Source organism: Acinetobacter sp. YH16038 (assembly GCF_013417275.1).
Taxonomy (GTDB): Bacteria; Pseudomonadota; Gammaproteobacteria; order Pseudomonadales; family Moraxellaceae; genus Acinetobacter.
Window position 1 is genome coordinate 62,911 of record NZ_VPEG01000015.1, and the last position, 17,130, is coordinate 80,040.

17 protein-coding genes are annotated in these 17,130 nt (G+C 43.0%); 12 read left to right on the forward strand and 5 right to left on the reverse strand.

The window, feature by feature from the left end:
* Nucleotides 1-128 precede the first annotated feature (128 nt).
* The 3 genes from gspF (at nt 129) to FTV34_RS08320 (ending at nt 2,522) form a co-directional block, all read left to right on the forward strand.
* Nucleotides 129-1,334 (forward strand): type II secretion system inner membrane protein GspF, encoded by a 1,206-nt coding sequence (gene gspF, locus FTV34_RS08310; protein WP_180069900.1) that lies wholly within the window; start codon nt 129-131, stop codon nt 1,332-1,334.
* Nucleotides 1,335-1,467: 133 nt separating this feature from the next.
* Complete coding sequence (gene gspG / locus FTV34_RS08315; RefSeq protein WP_051065360.1) at nt 1,468-1,902, forward strand: type II secretion system major pseudopilin GspG; 435 nt, start codon at nt 1,468-1,470, stop codon at nt 1,900-1,902.
* 284 nt (nt 1,903-2,186) lie between these two features.
* Nucleotides 2,187-2,522 (forward strand): hypothetical protein, encoded by a 336-nt coding sequence (locus FTV34_RS08320; protein ID WP_034705833.1) that lies wholly within the window; start codon nt 2,187-2,189, stop codon nt 2,520-2,522.
* A 160-nt stretch (nt 2,523-2,682) separates the two neighbouring features.
* On the opposite strand, the gene lnt is transcribed toward FTV34_RS08320, so the two are convergent.
* A complete protein-coding gene (gene lnt, locus FTV34_RS08325) occupies nt 2,683-4,242 on the reverse strand; it encodes an apolipoprotein N-acyltransferase (RefSeq protein ID WP_180069902.1) in 1,560 nt (519 codons plus the stop codon).
* Entirely contained in the window at nt 4,239-5,078 is an 840-nt protein-coding gene (locus FTV34_RS08330) for an HlyC/CorC family transporter (RefSeq protein ID WP_004781742.1), read from the reverse strand. Before FTV34_RS08330 ends, lnt begins: the two co-directional genes overlap by 4 nt.
* 201 nt (nt 5,079-5,279) lie before the next feature.
* On the opposite strand from FTV34_RS08330, the gene tusA reads away from it, so the two are divergent.
* The 4 genes from tusA (at nt 5,280) to FTV34_RS08350 (ending at nt 10,136) form a co-directional block, all read left to right on the forward strand.
* On the forward strand, nt 5,280-5,540 hold the full coding sequence (gene tusA / locus FTV34_RS08335) for a sulfurtransferase TusA (protein ID WP_004781744.1): 261 nt from the start codon (nt 5,280-5,282) through the stop codon (nt 5,538-5,540).
* Between the two features lie 244 nt (nt 5,541-5,784).
* On the forward strand, nt 5,785-8,574 hold the full coding sequence (locus FTV34_RS08340; protein ID WP_180069904.1) for a type VI secretion system Vgr family protein: 2,790 nt from the start codon (nt 5,785-5,787) through the stop codon (nt 8,572-8,574).
* On the forward strand, nt 8,571-9,689 hold the full coding sequence (locus FTV34_RS08345) for a hypothetical protein (RefSeq protein WP_179991989.1): 1,119 nt from the start codon (nt 8,571-8,573) through the stop codon (nt 9,687-9,689). The genes FTV34_RS08340 and FTV34_RS08345 overlap by 4 nt, the downstream gene beginning before the upstream one ends.
* A gap of 18 nt (nt 9,690-9,707) precedes the next feature.
* Nucleotides 9,708-10,136: a hypothetical protein gene (locus FTV34_RS08350; protein ID WP_166134832.1), complete on the forward strand. Its 429-nt coding sequence runs from the start codon at nt 9,708-9,710 to the stop codon at nt 10,134-10,136.
* Between the two features lie 110 nt (nt 10,137-10,246).
* On the opposite strand, the gene FTV34_RS08355 is transcribed toward FTV34_RS08350, so the two are convergent.
* A complete protein-coding gene (locus FTV34_RS08355) occupies nt 10,247-11,959 on the reverse strand; it encodes an electron transfer flavoprotein-ubiquinone oxidoreductase (RefSeq protein WP_005232462.1) in 1,713 nt (570 codons plus the stop codon).
* A gap of 187 nt (nt 11,960-12,146) precedes the next feature.
* Here FTV34_RS08355 and FTV34_RS08360 point away from each other — a divergent pair, with 187 nt between their 5' ends.
* The 5 genes from FTV34_RS08360 to FTV34_RS08380 all read left to right on the forward strand — a co-directional run bounded on the left by FTV34_RS08360 (nt 12,147) and on the right by FTV34_RS08380 (nt 16,575).
* Nucleotides 12,147-12,758, forward strand: a complete 612-nt coding sequence (locus FTV34_RS08360; RefSeq protein ID WP_159123934.1) for a DUF1285 domain-containing protein — start codon at nt 12,147-12,149, stop codon at nt 12,756-12,758.
* 49 nt (nt 12,759-12,807) lie between these two features.
* Nucleotides 12,808-13,686 carry a glutamate racemase gene (gene murI, locus FTV34_RS08365; RefSeq protein WP_166138033.1) on the forward strand — a complete coding sequence of 293 codons (879 nt, stop codon included), beginning with the start codon at nt 12,808-12,810 and terminating at the stop codon, nt 13,684-13,686.
* A 115-nt stretch (nt 13,687-13,801) separates the two neighbouring features.
* A complete protein-coding gene (locus tag FTV34_RS08370) occupies nt 13,802-14,830 on the forward strand; it encodes a DUF4062 domain-containing protein (protein WP_180018228.1) in 1,029 nt (342 codons plus the stop codon).
* Nucleotides 14,831-14,895: 65 nt separating this feature from the next.
* Nucleotides 14,896-15,909, forward strand: a complete 1,014-nt coding sequence (gene hemH / locus FTV34_RS08375; RefSeq protein ID WP_180018230.1) for a ferrochelatase — start codon at nt 14,896-14,898, stop codon at nt 15,907-15,909.
* Nucleotides 15,910-15,930: 21 nt separating this feature from the next.
* The gene (locus FTV34_RS08380) at nt 15,931-16,575 is read left to right on the forward strand and encodes an MBL fold metallo-hydrolase (protein WP_180018232.1); all 645 of its coding nucleotides are present in this window, start codon (nt 15,931-15,933) and stop codon (nt 16,573-16,575) included.
* 33 nt (nt 16,576-16,608) lie between these two features.
* Here the strand turns inward: FTV34_RS08380 and FTV34_RS08385 are convergent, their stop codons facing one another.
* A complete protein-coding gene (locus tag FTV34_RS08385) occupies nt 16,609-16,791 on the reverse strand; it encodes a hypothetical protein (protein ID WP_159123930.1) in 183 nt (60 codons plus the stop codon).
* Between the two features lie 154 nt (nt 16,792-16,945).
* On the reverse strand, nt 16,946-17,122 hold the full coding sequence (locus FTV34_RS08390; protein WP_166138045.1) for a DNA gyrase inhibitor YacG: 177 nt from the start codon (nt 17,120-17,122) through the stop codon (nt 16,946-16,948).
* Between the last annotated feature and the right edge of the window lie 8 nt (nt 17,123-17,130).

Below are 17,130 nucleotides of genomic sequence, written 5' to 3' on the forward strand. Positions count from 1 at the left end.
GAAATTTCGTCGTGCTCAAAGTTCAGTTATGTTAGAGTGAGCAGATAATTTATATTGAAGAATATGAATGATTTTGATGGTCTGACGCAACAGCGTTAAGCAAAATTTTGGAAAATTAGAGCATTACAATGCCTGCATATCAGTTTACTGCGCTTGACGCTTCAGGGAAGCAGCAAAAAGGCGTGCTTGAGGGGGATTCACCACGACAAATCCGGCAACAGCTTCGGGATCAGGCGCTGATTCCGGTCTCTGTAGATCCGGTTGAGAAAAAAGACCAGCACTACCGTCGCAAATGGTTTGAAAAAAGCATTACTGCTTATGATTTGGCTCTTATGACCCGACAACTCTCGGTACTGGTCGCTGCCGCAATTCCGCTGGAAGAAGCCATTCGCGCCGTCGGCAAGCAGAGCGAAAAAGTTCATGTGCAAAATCTGCTGATGTCAGTACGTTCTAAAGTGCTGGAAGGACATAGCTTGGCTCAGGCGCTACAACAGTCTGGACGTTTTCCAGAGCTGTATATTGCCACCATTGCGGCTGGTGAACGTTCTGGTCACTTGGACCTGATTCTGGATCAGTTAGCTGACTATACCGAAAACCGTTTTGCTATGCAGAAAAAGATTCAAGGGGCGATGATCTATCCGATTATTTTGCTCTTGATGTCTTTTGCAATTGTGATGGGCCTGATGACCTATGTAGTACCGGATATCGTCAAGACCTTTGATCAAAGTAAAGATGCCTTGCCTTGGATTACAGTGACTTTAATGAAAGCCAGCGATTTTATCCGGATCGCGTGGCCATTTTTATTGATAGGGAGTGCGGTAGGTATTTTTCTTCTGGTACGGTTTTTAAGAACAACGGCTGGGCATTATGCTTTTGATCGTCTGACTCTGAAACTACCTTTATTCGGAAAATTATCACGTGGCATTAATGCTGCCCGTTTTGCCAGTACTCTATCGATTCTGACTCAGTCTGGTGTGCCATTGGTGGATGCCTTACGCATCGGGGCAGCGGTAAGTAATAACTGGGTGATCCGGGATTCGGTTAATTTGGCTGCTGAAAAAGTCACTGAAGGCGGGAACCTGGCTACCCAGCTGGAACGTAGTGGTTATTTCCCCCCGATGATGGTACAAATGATCAAAAGTGGTGAAGCCTCGGGGGAGCTGGATCGTATGCTGGAACGGGCATCGACCATGCAGGATCGGGAAGTGACCACACTGATTTCGACATTACTTGCGCTTCTGGAGCCGCTGATGCTGGTACTCATGGCCAGTATTGTGCTGGTAATTGTGATCGCGGTGATGCTGCCAATCGTCAATATGAATAATATGATTTAAATAACATGTGTAACGTCTACGAAGAATTGAAAGTGCCTGAAACTTTCTAAAGATGAATGAGAGATATTGAATGAAAAGGAATCCAAATCAAGCCAAAGCCCCTTCAACTACAGCTGTTAAACCTACCGTACGTGTGAGCCAGTTACGTGCCCATCGTGCCTCAGGTTTTACCCTGATTGAAGTAATGGTGGTTATTGTTATTCTCGGTGTGCTTGCGGCCCTAATTGTTCCAAATGTAATGGGACGCGGTGAAAAGGCTAAAGTGGATACCACAGTCATCAAATTGCAAAGTATTGCGGGTTCACTGGATCAATATAAGCTGGACAATGGCAAATATCCAAGCATGCAGGAAGGTGGTCTGGATGCGCTGGTAAATCAGCCGGCAACAGCGAAGAACTGGCTCCCAGGCGGCTATGTGAAAGGTGGTTATCCAAAAGACAGCTGGGATAATGACCTGCAATACGTGATTCCGGGAACTAACGGCCGTGCCTTCGACTTGTATTCTTTTGGTGCTGATGGACAGGCGGGTGGCGAAGGAACTGATGCTGATATTTATTACCAACCTTAACTGATAATTATTATAAATTAGTAGGTTATTGAATATATCACTTCACTTGATTGATTGTTTCAATATTGGGTGAAGTGATAATAACTCTCAATCATAAAATATAATATAAATAACTGAATTTAATGCTATTACTATAATATTGATGATTTGATAGTTATAATAAGAATTATTCCCATATTTATCTATTACAATTATCGTAAAATGTGAATAAATATAGACTTTCTATTTACAAAAAATAGCTCATAATATTCTTAATGGCCCTTTTTTAGCCAAAGGAGAATGGTATGAAAGCATTAATATTGTCGGATGAAATAAACCAGTTTCATTGGTCGATGCTGAAATCTGTTCTTTTGGTTTTAAGCATTCTTCCAGCCAGCCAAGGAATTTTGCATTTATGGCAGACCACTGAAGGCAGCAGCCAGATTATGGTGGGTTTCTTTGCCATTAGCATGATGAGTACCTTATTCGTACTATGCTTCTGGTCAGCATTAAAAGCATCTGTCGTGCAGTTTAAACAAGAACAGGCTTCTGCATTTGAAAACGGTATTGTACAGATCTATCGTTATATTCCAATGTTGTCACTGGCGAGCATGTTGTCTTATCTGGTGATCCAGTTTTAATAACATTCTTAATAAATATATAGATAAAAAACGAGGCATGAACCTCGGTTTTTTATCGCCCCTCTCTTTTTAAAAGGGAGGTCGGGAGGGGTTTAGAAAATTAATCCCCCTTCTTGCGCCATATAGGACTCACCTTTTGCAAAGGGGGCTTTTGAGAGAACTATCTTCTAGACTTAAAGCTGATATCCACTTTACGTGGGCGGAAGCGCCAACCTAGTAATAAGAGCAATACGGAGAAAATCAGCACTGGCCAGTCGCTGAGTTTCATGTAGAGCGTTTCACCCTGCATGGCGGGTAGCTCACCGCGGAGTATAGCTTCTTTATCCATAGGTGCACGTTTCACAATATGGCCATTGTGGTCGATGAACGCAGTTACCCCAGTATTGGTAGCACGAATAAACCAGCGACCATTTTCCTTGGCCCGCATTTGTACCATCTGTAAATGTTGCTGTGGACCGGCAGTGCCAGTAAACCAGGCATCATTAGATACGGTCACCAGAAAATCGCTTTGGCTGGCATTACGACGAGTCAGGTTTGGATAAGCCACTTCATAGCAAATCGCTGCACCTAAAGGATGGTTTTTCACATTTAATGGTTTCTGGATATCCGCACCACGCGAGAAACCACTCACCGAAGGGTCGTTTTGCAGAGCTGGAAGTACCCAACTGAGTGCGCCAGAGAGTGGAATATATTCTCCAAAAGGCACCAGACGCTGCTTCTTATAAAGACCACTCGACTCATCACCAGTGGCCATGATGCTATTGTAATATTTTGGCGTGCCTGCTTCCTGTGACTCAGCCAGATCCCAGAACGGAATACCTGTGACCCAAGCTGTTCCAGATTTTTTTGCCTGAACTTTCATGGCATCCAAGAAAGGTTCGATATCAGTCTGGAACATCGGAATCGAAGATTCTGGCCAGACAATCAGGTCACGTCCCCATTCGGTCTTGCTCAGATTGGCATAGATCAGCAGGGTTTTTACCTGATATTCAGTTAACCATTTCAGGTCCTGGGGGATATTGCCCTGAATCAGAGAAACAGTGAGCGGCTTTTGATTTTTTTCTTGCACGAAAGTCAGTTGTGCTGCGCCCCAAGCACCCAATAACAAGAGTGCAGAAGGAACGATCCAGAAGACCCGTTTACTTAAAATTTCAACCAGCGCACAAGCTAGAACAATCACTACAAAGGACACCCCAAATACACCGAATAAAGGCGCATAGGCATCCAGATAGAGCTCAGTAAAAGCATAACCTGCAAAGAGCCATGGGAAACCGGTAAATACCCAGGTTTTGGCCCATTCAAAGATCACCCAAAGTGGGGCGAAGGTAAGGGGTGTTTCCGGGAAAAAGCGACGATAAATAAAAGTCTGAAGCGCAGTAAACAGTCCCATGACGATAGCCATGATCAGGATCATGATTACGCTCAGGAAAGCACTGGTATCGCCATACACATGAATAGAGGTATAGAGCCAGAATGCACCCACAAACCACAATCCAATCCCATAAGCCCAGCCAATCCCAAAGGCCTGTTTCGCACTACGACCACGGACGCAAGCATACAGTAAGGCAGGAGACAGAATTGCCAGCCACCAGTAATGATAAGGTGCCAGTGCCAAGCTAAAAATGGCTCCTGCAAATAAGGCAATCAATACAGGATAAATTAAGGCTAGCTGCTTTTGCTGCTGGGCTGGATTTAATAGCTTATCGAAATATGCTCTCATTGGCGCACAGCTCGAATTAAACGAATAGAACGTGAATCTGCCTCAAGAATGGTAAATTGCCAGTTTTCCAGTTCAATCGTCTGACCTTCCAAATCATTTACCAGACCAATTTCTTGTAATAACAAACCGCCCATGGTTTCAACTTCATCATCGGAGAAATTGGCATCTAGCATATTGTTAAAATGCTCGATTGGCGTCAGCGCTTGTACTACCCAGGTATTGGCTGTCTTCGGGTCTTGATCCGGAACAATATATTGTGCTTCTTCATCCGCAATATCATGTTCGTCTTCAATTTCACCCACAATTTCTTCGAGAATATCTTCTAATGTCACCAGGCCTGAAGTTGTACCGTACTCATCAATCACTACCGCAATATGAGTCTGGGTATTTTTCAGCATACGTAGAACCTGATCCGAACGCGCACTTTCCGGCACAAACAGCGGCTGACGCATCAAGGCACGAATATCGACTTTGGAAGAAGGCTCGGTCAGGAAAGGAAGCAGATCTTTGGCCAGCAAAATACCAACCACATTATCCGGTTGATCCGATGAGAACACAGGGAATCGCGAATGCGCAGATTCAACTAAAACATGCAGAATTTCCAGAAGTTGGTCATCTTCCTGCAAGCTAATCATGGACGTTCTTGGCGTCATGACTTCACGAATTTTGGTGGCTGGCAGATCCAATACGCCTTCCAGCATTGCAACAGTATCGGGTTCTAAAAATCGACGTGAATCTTGTACTAATTTTAGCAGTTCGTCGCGAGTTTCGGGTGCAGTTCCCAGCCATTTACGTAAGCCGCGCATACCCCACGACGGGCCTGATTCCTCGTGCATGATCTTTCCTAAAGACTCTTAATATCTAAAAAAACGTGATTTTATCATACCGCAGAAAATACGCTTGTCTATTGTAATTATGCTGCGCAGACTTGATCGCGCGGGTCAGTATGGTTTTGTGAATTGGTTCAAAGCGCGGGCTGCAATGCGATAGCCGCTTTATGCTAAAATAAGGCTGATCTTGAATTCCTGAGTCTGTCGATGTCTGAAGCCGAAATTACGCCAAGCCTGCAATTGAATACCCGTGGATTACGCTGCCCTGAGCCAGTCATGATGTTGCATCAAGCCATCCGTAAGTCTAAAGCTGGTGATGTAGTTGAAGTTTTTGCTACGGATAATTCGACCTCTTGGGATATTCCAAAATTTTGCATGCACCTCGGCCATGAACTGCTACTCCAAGAGGAGCGTCTGGATGAAAATGGCAATAAAGAGTTCCATTATCTGGTGAAAAAAGGCGGCTAAGAGATTTTTTGGGCAGATGAGTGATTCATTTGCCCATATTGTTGAAAGATTAAAATGAAAAGAAAGCTATTTTTTTTGAATACTTGATCTGCTTGAAGTTCCTGACTTTCAGAAAATAAAAATTTGATATTAAAGCCTCTTCCAGAATTACAGTGATGAATCGGAACCATGGCCAGACCAATGAATCTAGGCTGGATATAAATAATTCACTATAATGCCGCAAAAATATTTATAACAATTAAAAATGATAAAAAATCATATCGCTCAAGTATTAGAGCAATTGGGTCTTAGCGCACAGAAGCGTGCTTTGCTTGTTCAGTTTTCCCATCAAAAACTTAATTCTGAAGTTTTTCTGCAACGTATTGATGGCCAACATGTCCTGAATCAGGGACTAAAAATTGAGCTGATTTGTGTGTCGACTAATGTCTTGATTCCCCTTAAAGAATTTATTGGAATTCAAGTAGCGATAGATCAGGTCACGGATCAAGGACAGTTATTTCGCAGTTCCGGAATTATTACTGCAGCAACTCAGGGACAGAGTGATGGTGCATTAGTGCTTTATAAACTCACCCTGGAAGATGCAACGTCGCTATGGCATAAACGCCGTAATAGTCGTGTGTTCATGGACAAGAGTGTCCGGGAGATTACTGAAATCTTATTCAAAGAATGGCAGCGTAAGAGTCCATTATTTGCGGCTGCACTCAAGCTGGATTTATCCGGTTTGCAGCAAACTTATGATGTGCGTCCTTTTACTATGCAGTTGAATGAAAGCGACTATGACTTTTTAACCCGTTTATGGCGTAGTGAGGGGATTAACTGGCTGATTGATGAGTCTGAGCTTATAATTGTGCATTCATCTGCACCGATTGCAGCACAAAAGCTTAGATTAATTGATGACAATAGCCACTACCAAGCTTTAAGCCGCAGGGCGATCCGTTTCCATCGTTCCAGTGCGACTGAACAAGAAGATAGCATGACCAGTTTTATTGCAGAACGACAGTTGCAGCCGACCGCTGTACATATCCAGCGCTGGCATGCCGGTCGCTTGAATCAGGAAGAAGGCATAGGTTCAGTACAAAGCAAGCACCAGCAGAGTCAGGTTCAGGATAATGCCAGCCTGGCATTGGAACAAGGCTGGAACATCAGTCCGGCATGGATCACTGATCTCAGGCATGCAGATCAGGCAACTCTAGCCTCGGATGCACAAATCGAGAAAATAAACCAAAATTTGCAGCATTTCTATGATGCACAGGCCAAACAATTTTTAGCAACATCCACGGTACGTGATGCCCAAGTGGGTTACTGGTTTCGGCTGGATCAGCATCCTGAAATTGACCAGCATCCAGCAGTAGATAAAGAATTTTTAATCATCTCTAGGAAATTTTATAACCAAAATAATTTGCCTAAAGACTTAAATGAGCAGGTTCATGCTTTAATTCAGCAAAGCTGTTGGCAGATGACAGAATCCAAGGACGTAGGTGAGCGTCAGGCCAACCAGCTAGTCTTGCAACGTCGCCATATTCACTTGGTTCCTGAGTATCAACCTTTATTGCAGCGGCCACAGGCCTATCCGCAATGCGCCAAGGTAGTCGGGCCAGAAGATGAAGAAATTTATGTGGATGAATGGGGGCGGATCAAAATCCGTTTTCTGTTCACTCGTCCGGATGACCATGCTCACGATGGTGGCGCAGGCAGCAATGACAGTGATACAGATTCAGCCTGGGTAGATGTTCTGACCCCGTGGGCAGGTATAGGTTATGGGGTCCGTTTCTTGCCACGCATTGGTGAAATTGTGGTCGTCGATTTTTTTGATGGCAATATTGATCGGCCTTTTGTGGTAGGTCGGATTCATGAAGGCCAACGTTCTCCGACGAAGTTTGATCAAAAAGGACAACTACCAGATACCAAAAAACTCAGTGGTATTCGCTCGCAAGAAGTACAGGGGCAAGGCTTTAACCAGTTACGTTTTGATGATACGACTGGCCAGATCAGTATACAGTTACATAGTAGTCAAGCTGCCAGTCAGCTCAATCTGGGTAACTTAAGTTATTCAAAAGAACAGGCTGAAAATGAAGGACGGGGTGAAGGCTTTGAACTTAGAACTGACCAATGGGGTGCAGTCCGTGCAGGTAAAGGGTTATTGATTTCGGCTCATAAACAGCAAGCCGCAGACGGTTCACATATGGATGCTGAACCAGCGAAAAGCCAGCTTGAATCAGGCTTGCAGATGAGCCAGGCGCTAAGTGATGTTGCTAAAAACCAGCAAACTGATCCGCTTGAAATCTTTGAAAATTTAAAAAGCTTTATTGAGAAAATTGAACAGCAAGATCAAGACAAGGCAGCTGCCTTTAAACAGGCAATTATGATTCTGACAGCACCAAAATCCATTGCGCTGAGTACCCAGCAGGATATTCATTTGTCTGCGGAGGGTCAAATTAGCCACCAGTCAGCGGACAGTATTAATTTAAGTTCGCAGAAAAATATTATTGGGCATGCCTCTTCTAAAGTCAGTCTGTTTGCAGCCCAACAAGGCTTAAGAGCTTATGCCGCAAAAGGCAAAGTTGAACTACAGGCGCAAAATGATGGGATGGATATTATTGCACGCAAAGGTATCAAAACTATCTCCACTGAAGATCAGATCGAAATTACAGCAGCGAAGGAAATTGTTTTAACTGCGGGCGGTTCTCAAGTTGAGATCAGTAGTGCCGGAATTTTGCCGATGACGGGTGGTCAGTTTGAGATGAAGGCAGGGCAGCATCAATTTTTATCAGGAGAAAAGGTAATGCATGATATTCCCTATCTTCCTGCCTCACATAATAGTTCCTATATTTTAGAGTTCGATGTGCGACATAAAATAAACAATAAATTATTAGAAAGCTCTCCAATTTTTAGTCTTATTGATTCTAAGGGGAATGTACGAACAGGAGAGGTTCCCAAAGATGGAATTATTAGAATTACCTCAAAAAATAAGGAAGAAAAATATACGGTTATGGTGCATAAATATGATGCAGAGATATCGGAGTTAGAAGAATGACTTATACGGCTCGTTTAAAAGTATCCTGTGATAATAAAGACCTTTTATCAAAATTAAGCTATACCTTACTAAATACGACAACTCAAAAAAGTTATGGAGGAAAAATTGATCCGAATGGTTGTACCAAAATCTATAGTTGCAATAAATTAGATTTAATCTTTGTAGAGTTAATTTTAAATAATTCAAAAATTGCCAGAGTGCGTGTTCCCGCACTAGAAAATGGCGAATTTAATAAATCGATATATAAATTAAAATCAACTACAGGTACAACAAAACAAGCAGAATCAAATAAAGTACCTGTTAAAGTTAAAAATGAATTAGAAATAGCACTTGAAGCCTTACATGGTACAGCACTTTACTTTAGTAATAACTTTTTAGATCATGATAGCTCCTTAAGAATTGCTTATATGAAAGCAATTAAAAAAATGAGTCATGATTACTTAAAGGATGTTGAAAATGGAAGAATGACTGTAAAAGATGCTTCGAAAGAGGCTCATACATTAAGAAATGATATCTTAGAACAGACCAGGAAAAAGAATTCTCCAATCGCGTTAGCAGTATCACAAAAAGAAAAAATAGCGGCTAAAAGCTTAGATCAATTCTTAGAATATTATGCATTGAAATTAAAAGATCCTGATAAATGGAAAAGACTGAAAGATCAGTCAAGACAAACCTTAGATCATTATGTAAAAGCATCAACAGGTACAAGAAATTCATATTTTCAGGCGCTTTCAACAGCAGATAAAAATAAAGTTTTTTATAGTGTAGTTAAAGGATCAGGGGCATCCCATGGAACTTTTGATAAAGCAGCAAAGTATATGAAACCACTAGGCAGAGTAATTGTCGTTATTTCAATTTCCTATGCTTGGTATGAGATTTTTTCAGCTGAGAATAAAGAAAAGGAATTTTATAAAGAAGCCGCAACCATAGGCTCAGGAGTGGCAGCTGGCGCTGTGGGTGGTGCTATTGCAGGAGGAATTTGTGGCCCCGGGTCTCCCATATGTTCAACAGTAGGTGTAATAATTGGCGGTCTAGCGGGAGGGTATGGAGCATATAAATTAGTTGAAGCTTATGATGAAGAGTTGGAAGCTTTTACAGAATGGACTTTATTTTAATTCCAGTAGGTAGCCTGTATGTTTAAGTTTTTAAAAAGGTTAGTAAGAAAAGAAGCTAATAAAAATTTAGATACGAGTAATTATAAAACTAAAATTAAAAATTTTAGCTTAGAGCATGATCAGATTGTGGGCGTAAATATAGATGATGTAATAATAAAAATACCTTATATAGACATAGTAAGGATATCTATTATGGTTTATGGGGAAGATTTACTCCCTCAACCAATCTGGACTGTGCAAACAATAAAAGACATTATTGATATACCGAATGAATTAAATAATACTGATAAATTATTTTTTGAGGTTCTTAATAAAAAATTAGATGGTTACAACTCAATTCAAACCCAAGAAGAAATATTAAAAGCTATGAATTGTACCCATAACAGCCTATTCCATATTTGGCAGCGCCATGATGCAGATAAAATATTTAAATCTATTAAATACTAATTTTTTCTTGTACAAAAAAATTAAATGATGCGTATTTCATAATCTTATAAATATAAAAAAGCCTCTAAAATAATTAATTATTTTAGAGGCTTATGCAAGCTAATTAAGCATTACATATTAGGGTAGTTCGGACCACCGCCACCTTCCGGTGTTACCCAGGTGATATTCTGGGAAGGATCTTTGATGTCACAGGTCTTGCAGTGCACACAGTTCGCTGCATTGATCTGGAAGCGTTTTGAACCGTCATCATTTTCCATTATTTCATACACACCCGCCGGGCAGTAGCGCTGTGCAGGCTCATCCCATTTCGGCAGGTTCACATCTACTGGAATCGAAGCATCGGTCAGTTTTAAATGCGCTGGCTGGTTTTCTTCATGCACCGTATTCGATACAAACACAGAAGACAGGCGGTCAAAGGTTAGCTTGCCATCCGGTTTTGGATAGTTCGGCTTGAAGTTCACTGCATCAACTGTTTTCAGAGTTTTAAAGTCTGGCACTAGGTCATGCAGGGTGAATGGAACTTTAAACACGTTCTGGTCGATGAAGTTAAATGCTCCACCCATCCATTGACCAAACTTGTGCATTGCCGGGCCAAAGTTACGTGCGCTATATAGCTCTTCTTTCAGCCAGCTGTTGTTGAACTTGTCTGTATAAGATGTGAGTTCTTTCACGAAGAAGTCTTCGCCTTCGGTCACACGTGCAATCGCCAGATCACCGCCTTTTTCTACCCCGGCAGCAATCGCTTCAAAGACTGCTTCACCACACAACATGCCTGATTTCATGGCAGTGTGTGAGCCTTTGATCTTGGCAAAGTTCAGGAAGCCTGCATCATCACCGATTAAAGAACCACCCGGGAAGGTGAATTTCGGCAGGGAGTTAAAACCACCTTTGGTCACGGCACGCGCACCATAAGAAATACGTTTACCACCTTCCAGATACTGTTTGATCAGTGGATGGGTTTTCCAGCGCTGCATTTCCATGAATGGATACATGTGTGGATTTTCATAAGAAAGATCCACGATCATGCCTAATGTCACCTGGTTATTTTCAGCGTGGTATAACCACCAGCCACCTGAAGAACCGGTTTCAGATAAAGGCCAGCCTGCACCGTGCATTACCAGACCTGGTTTGTGTTTCGCTGGATCAATTTCCCAGAGTTCTTTAATCCCGATACCGTAGTGCTGCGGATCAGCATCTTTGTCCAGGTTGAATTTCTGGATCAGACGTTTACCTAAATGACCGCGACAGCCTTCTGCAAAGATGGTGTATTTGGCATGCAGCTCATAACCCGGCGCAAAGTTATGCGTCGGTTCGCCATCTTTACCAATACCCATGTCACCGGTTTGGATACCTTTCACCGTACCATCTTCATGATACAGAATTTCAGAAGCAGCAAAGCCCGGGAAGATCGATACTTCCAGCTCTTCGGCTTTCTGGCCTAACCAGCGCACCACGTTACCCAGTGAGATCACGTAGTTACCATCGTTATGCATAGTTTTAGGCACCATCCAGTGCGGTGCTTCTTGTGATTTTTCATCTGAAAGAAGGAAGAAAGTTTTGTCTTCTGTCACTGGCACATTTAAAGGTGCACCTTCTTCTTTCCAGTTCGGGAATAGTTCGTTCATGGCACGTGGTTCAAGCACAGCACCCGAAAGAATATGTGCACCGACTTCGGAGCCTTTTTCTACGACACAAACGGACAGATCATTTAAATTGTTTTCAATTGCAAGTTGACGGATCTTGATTGCAGCAGACAGGCCGGCAGGACCCGCACCTACGATCACAACGTCAAACTCCATCGATTCACGTTCGATGTGTTCCATGTAGGACTCCTCATATTTCTATTCGGTGGCAACCATAATCGGATGATTGGGTGCTGCCATGAGTGTTCTGAATTCCTAGACACAAAAATAGTAGTGTCTTTAAGCATCTGGGCTAGTATAGTTTTAAACCCAGGTTAAGCCAATTGGCTGAAACATATTATTTTTCCGTCATTAAGGTCTTCTTTATATGAATAAGTCAGCACCCGATAAAAATCCGACGAAAAAAGTAGCTTCTAGCGATGATAAAAATTTAATGGATATCGCACAATACTTAAAAGATGCACAGGGCAGTCACAAAAGGTCAATCCCGCCTTTGGATCAATGGCAGCCAAAGCATTGTGGCGCAATGGATCTCAAGGTTTTGGCCAATGGAGAATGGTGGCACGAAGGTCAATTGATCAAGCGTCAGCCGATGATAGACCTGTTTTCCACGGTACTCTGGAAAGAAGAAGGAAAATTCTATCTAAAGACGCCGGTTGAAATGATTGAAATCGAGGTCGAAGATGAACCTCTGTTTGTAAATCAGGTCGATCAGGTCAAGATTGAAGGCAGGACTTACCTGCAACTGACCACCACGACTCAGGACATCATTATTGTCGATAGCGAACATCCTATCTTTATGCGTCAGTATCAGGATGAATTGCGCCCTTATGTGCATGTGCGTTTTGGAATCAATGCGCTTATTCAGCGGGCTGCTTTTTTACATCTGGTGGAGATGGGCGAGCTTGGTGAAAATGCTGCTGGAGAGACGGTTTTAAGCTTGAAAAGTGGTGATTTAGACTTGCATTTAAGCACCTGAGGTTTAAGCTTTGTCGCAAGGTCATTTGAAACAAGCAACTAGCAACGTTATGAGCGCTATCCAACCGATTTATCCCTTAGTAGATCCCATGCCTAAAGCCAGTGCTGATGCACCTATCGGGATTTTTGATTCTGGTGTGGGAGGGTTGTCGGTTGCTTTGGAAATTGCCCGGTATTTGCCCAATGAACGCTTTGTTTATTATGCCGACACGGCTTACGTACCTTATGGGCCCCGTAAAGATCAGGAAATCCGTGACCTAACTGCGCGAGCGATTGAATGGCTGTATCGTGAAGGCTGTAAAGTTGCAGTCGTTGCCTGTAATACCGCTTCTGCATTTAGCCTGGATTATTTACGTGAGCATTATGGTGAAAACTTTCCTATCATTGGACTGGTGCCAGCGCTCAAACCTGCAGTCCTCAATACCCAATCCAAAACGGTGGCCGTTCTGGCCACACCTGCAACCTTTCGTGGCCAGCTGATTAAGGATGTCATGACCCGTTTTGCCGAGCCGGCACAGGTCAAAGTAATTCCGGTGACCTGTCTGGATCTGGTGCCTTTTGTAGAAGCCGGTCAGCAGATGAGTCCTGAGTGTCTGGCGACATTAACTCAGATTTTACAACCGGTTGTTGATCAGGGTGCTGATTATTTAGTGCTAGGATGTACACATTACCCCTTCCTAAAATCGTCAATTCAGTATATTTTTGGTCAAAAGCTGACATTAATTGACTCAGGATTCGCGGTTGCGAGACAAACGGCCCGAATTTTGATCAAAAATGGGTTATTATTTGAACATGAGTGCAAGGACAGTCTGAAAATCCGACTTGTGGTTAGTGGTCAAAATGCTGAACAGCTCCAGCCGATTTTAGGGCATCTGATTCCAGCCGATATTAAATGGCAGGTCAGCAATATGGAGACAGAAGTCAGCTAGGCGACCGTCACTCATCTTATAATTTTCAAAGATATATTTTTATACTGGGGTCGTCATATTGTGTCAGGGCAGGGTGTAGCTGGCCAGATCAATGTGCAGTAAAAGAGGATAATCAATGCTCGATAAACGTTATCAGGTGTTTATCTCCACCTCTGGTGCAGAAATGCAGCCAGAGCGGATCATCTTGTCACAAACTTTGGTCGGCATGGGTTTCTTTTCCTGGGGGCTGGAACAACGCACTCCTTTAAATACTGCATTTGCGCGTCGCCAGATTGATGACTGTGATTATGTGGTGATTCTGCTGGGTAGCCAGTATGGTGAGCAGTCGGTTTCCGGTGTGGGTTATATGCACCTGGAATATATTTATGCTGTGACCAAGCAGAAACCGATTATTGTATTTATGCATGAAGATCCGGCTTCACGTGATCCTTCATTGCACGATACGAAACCTGAATTACAAGAAAAATTTAAAGAATTTCGTCAGTTATTGCAGCAGGAAGCTGATCAGGTCTTTTGCTATCGCACCTTGCGTGATCTGGAAATGGCGGTACGTTTGAACATGCCGCAAATGCTGGAACGTTATCCGGTAAGTGGCTGGGTACGACCGCAGAATACTCAAGCCTTGCATGACGAGATTGACCAGCTCAAAGCCAAAGTAGCCCAACTGGAACGCGATGGGGGGACACGTGAAGTGGATCCTTTCCTGAGCCTGCCGAAAGTGTCTATGCATGAAGTTTTCTCTTTCGAATACCGTATGCATGCTTATCAGGATGGTAACTTTAAAGAGCTGAAAGTTCAGAAAAGACTGACCTGGGCACAATTGCTGGCTATTCTTGGTTCTACATTCATTAATCCAACGCCGGAGGAATTTTTCTCCAAGCGTATGAATGAGTATTTGAATGAAACCGGTCTGGCAGATGCACGAGCGGAAATGCCGCGCGCGCATGCTGTAGCCCGTGCCCAGATTAATATCCGTGCCCTGCATAGCCTGAAATTGCAAATGCGCCAGAATGACTGGATTATACCGTCGGGCCGTGATGACCGCCAACGTCTGCTTTGGCAGATTACGCCTAAGGCACAGAAGCTGCTAGACAGTAACTTGCTGGATAAAGATCGTACTTTTCAATATAAGTCAGTGTATTAATCCATATAGAGAATAAGTAAAAAGCTGTTAAAGTAAGCGGGTTGATACTACGACGGGCGTACTGCATGTTTTCTACAGCTAAACCGAAAGTTACGATTATATTGGCAAATTTAGGTACACCTGATGCACCGACTGTGTCAGCAGTACGCGATTTCCTGAAGCAATTTTTATCTGATCAGCGTGTCATTGAAATTCCCAAGCCAATCTGGCAACTCATCCTGCGTTTATTTATTTTACCGTTCCGTCCTAAGCGGGTTTCCCGTGCCTATGCACAGGTCTGGGACCAGGATTCACCGATGCGTGAGATTCTGCTGCAGCAGGTGAGTCAAGTAAAGGCTAAACTCATTGAACAATATCCGCAATTTGAACTGAATGTGGTGCCTGCCATGACCTATGGCAATCCCAATATTCAGGCTGTCCTTGATCAGATTTCGGTTCAACCGCAAGATCACATTATTCTGTTTCCGTTATTTCCCCAGTATTCAGCGACCTCTACCGCACCTCTGTATGATGCAGTCGCAAAATGGGTATTGAAACAGCGCAATTTACCTGGTTTGTCGATTATCCGCGATTATTTTCAGCATCCTTTATTTATTCATTCACTGGCGCAAAGTGTTCGGGATTATCAGGCGATTCATGGCCAGCCGGAAAAACTGTTGATGTCATTTCATGGTATCCCGCAACCCTATGCCGATAAAGGTGATCCCTATGCGGATCGTTGCCGGATCACAGGCAAACTGGTTGCAGAAGCCTTAGGTCTATCTGAAGATCAGTATGCAATTAGTTTCCAGTCCCGGTTTGGTAAACAGGAGTGGGTTAAGCCTTATACGGATGCCTTAATTGAAGAGTGGGGCAAACAGGGCGTGAAATCAATTCAGGTGATGAGTCCGGCTTTCTCGGCTGACTGTTTAGAAACACTGGAAGAGCTGGCTATGGAAAATGGGGAGACCTTCAAGGCCAATGGCGGGGAAAGCTACAGTTATATTCCGGCTTTGAACAACCGTGAAGATCATGTGCAATTGCTCAATACGCTGTTACAGGCTAATCTTGAAGCATTGAATCAGACGCTTGCCCATTAATCTTTTGAGGTTTCTTATCCTATGTTACAAGTCAAAATTGTTCCTGTGACTGCATTTCAGCAAAACTGCTCGATTCTTTGGGATAGCGACAGTAAAGAGGCTGTTTTGATTGATGCAGGGGGCGAACCTGAAAAATTAAAAGCGGAAGTAGAAGCACTGGGCTTAACGGTCAAGGCTTTATGGTTGACTCATGGTCATCTCGATCATGCTGGGGCAGTTGGTGCTTTAAAAAAAGTTTGGGATGTGCCGGTGATTGGTCCGCATAAGGACGATGCATTCTGGCTAGATATGATTCAGGAAGTGTCTGCCCGTTACGGTTTTCCGATTCCGGAAAAAGTAGAAGTCACGCAATGGCTGGAAGGTGGAGAAGTTCTCAAGCTAGGTGATGAAGAGTTTGAAGTACGTTTTGCCCCAGGCCATACTCCAGGTCATGTGATGTTCTATAACAAGAATCATGCTTTGTTATGGACAGGGGATGTACTGTTTAAAGGCTCAATTGGACGGACAGATTTCCCGCGTGGCGATCATCGGCAGTTACTCGATTCAATCCAGCGCGAATGTTTTAGCCTGCCGGATGAAACCCGGTTTATTTCAGGACATGGTCCGATCAGCAATATTGGTTTTGAAAAGCAGCATAACCCTTTCGTTGCAGGAAAAGCAGGTTAAAGTAGTTGAAAAGATCAGCCTAGCTGGTCTTTTTTATTTGCTAAAAGGATTATTTAAAGACTGACGGGTTTGTGCATAGATCAGCCAAGTCATAATAACAAGCAGAACACCGACAATAATAAATAAGCCATCCTGCTGGAAAATGCCTATTCCTAATGACAATATCGCAAGTATTCCTACCCCAATTAAAATGATCTTTAGAATAATGTAGCCCATGTTCTTGCTCTAAAATAATGTGATATTTCTGCGTAAGAACATAGTATTAAACTGGCATATGTGCTGTTAACTTGTGTTGGTTTTCTACAAGCCTTTTATAAAAATCATGTGATTATTTAGGATATGCTTAATGTGATAGGATATTTTAAAAGGTTCAGTCTTCTTCAGAAGATTCAGCTGCGGGAGCATCTTGGGTTGGCAGTTTGTATTCCTCACTGGCCCAAGCGCCTAGATCAATCATTTTGCAGCGTTCCGAGCAGAAAGGACGAAATTCATTATTTTCCCAAGTGGTCAGTTTGCCACAGCGTGGACATTTTAAAGTGGTTGACATCAGCGCAC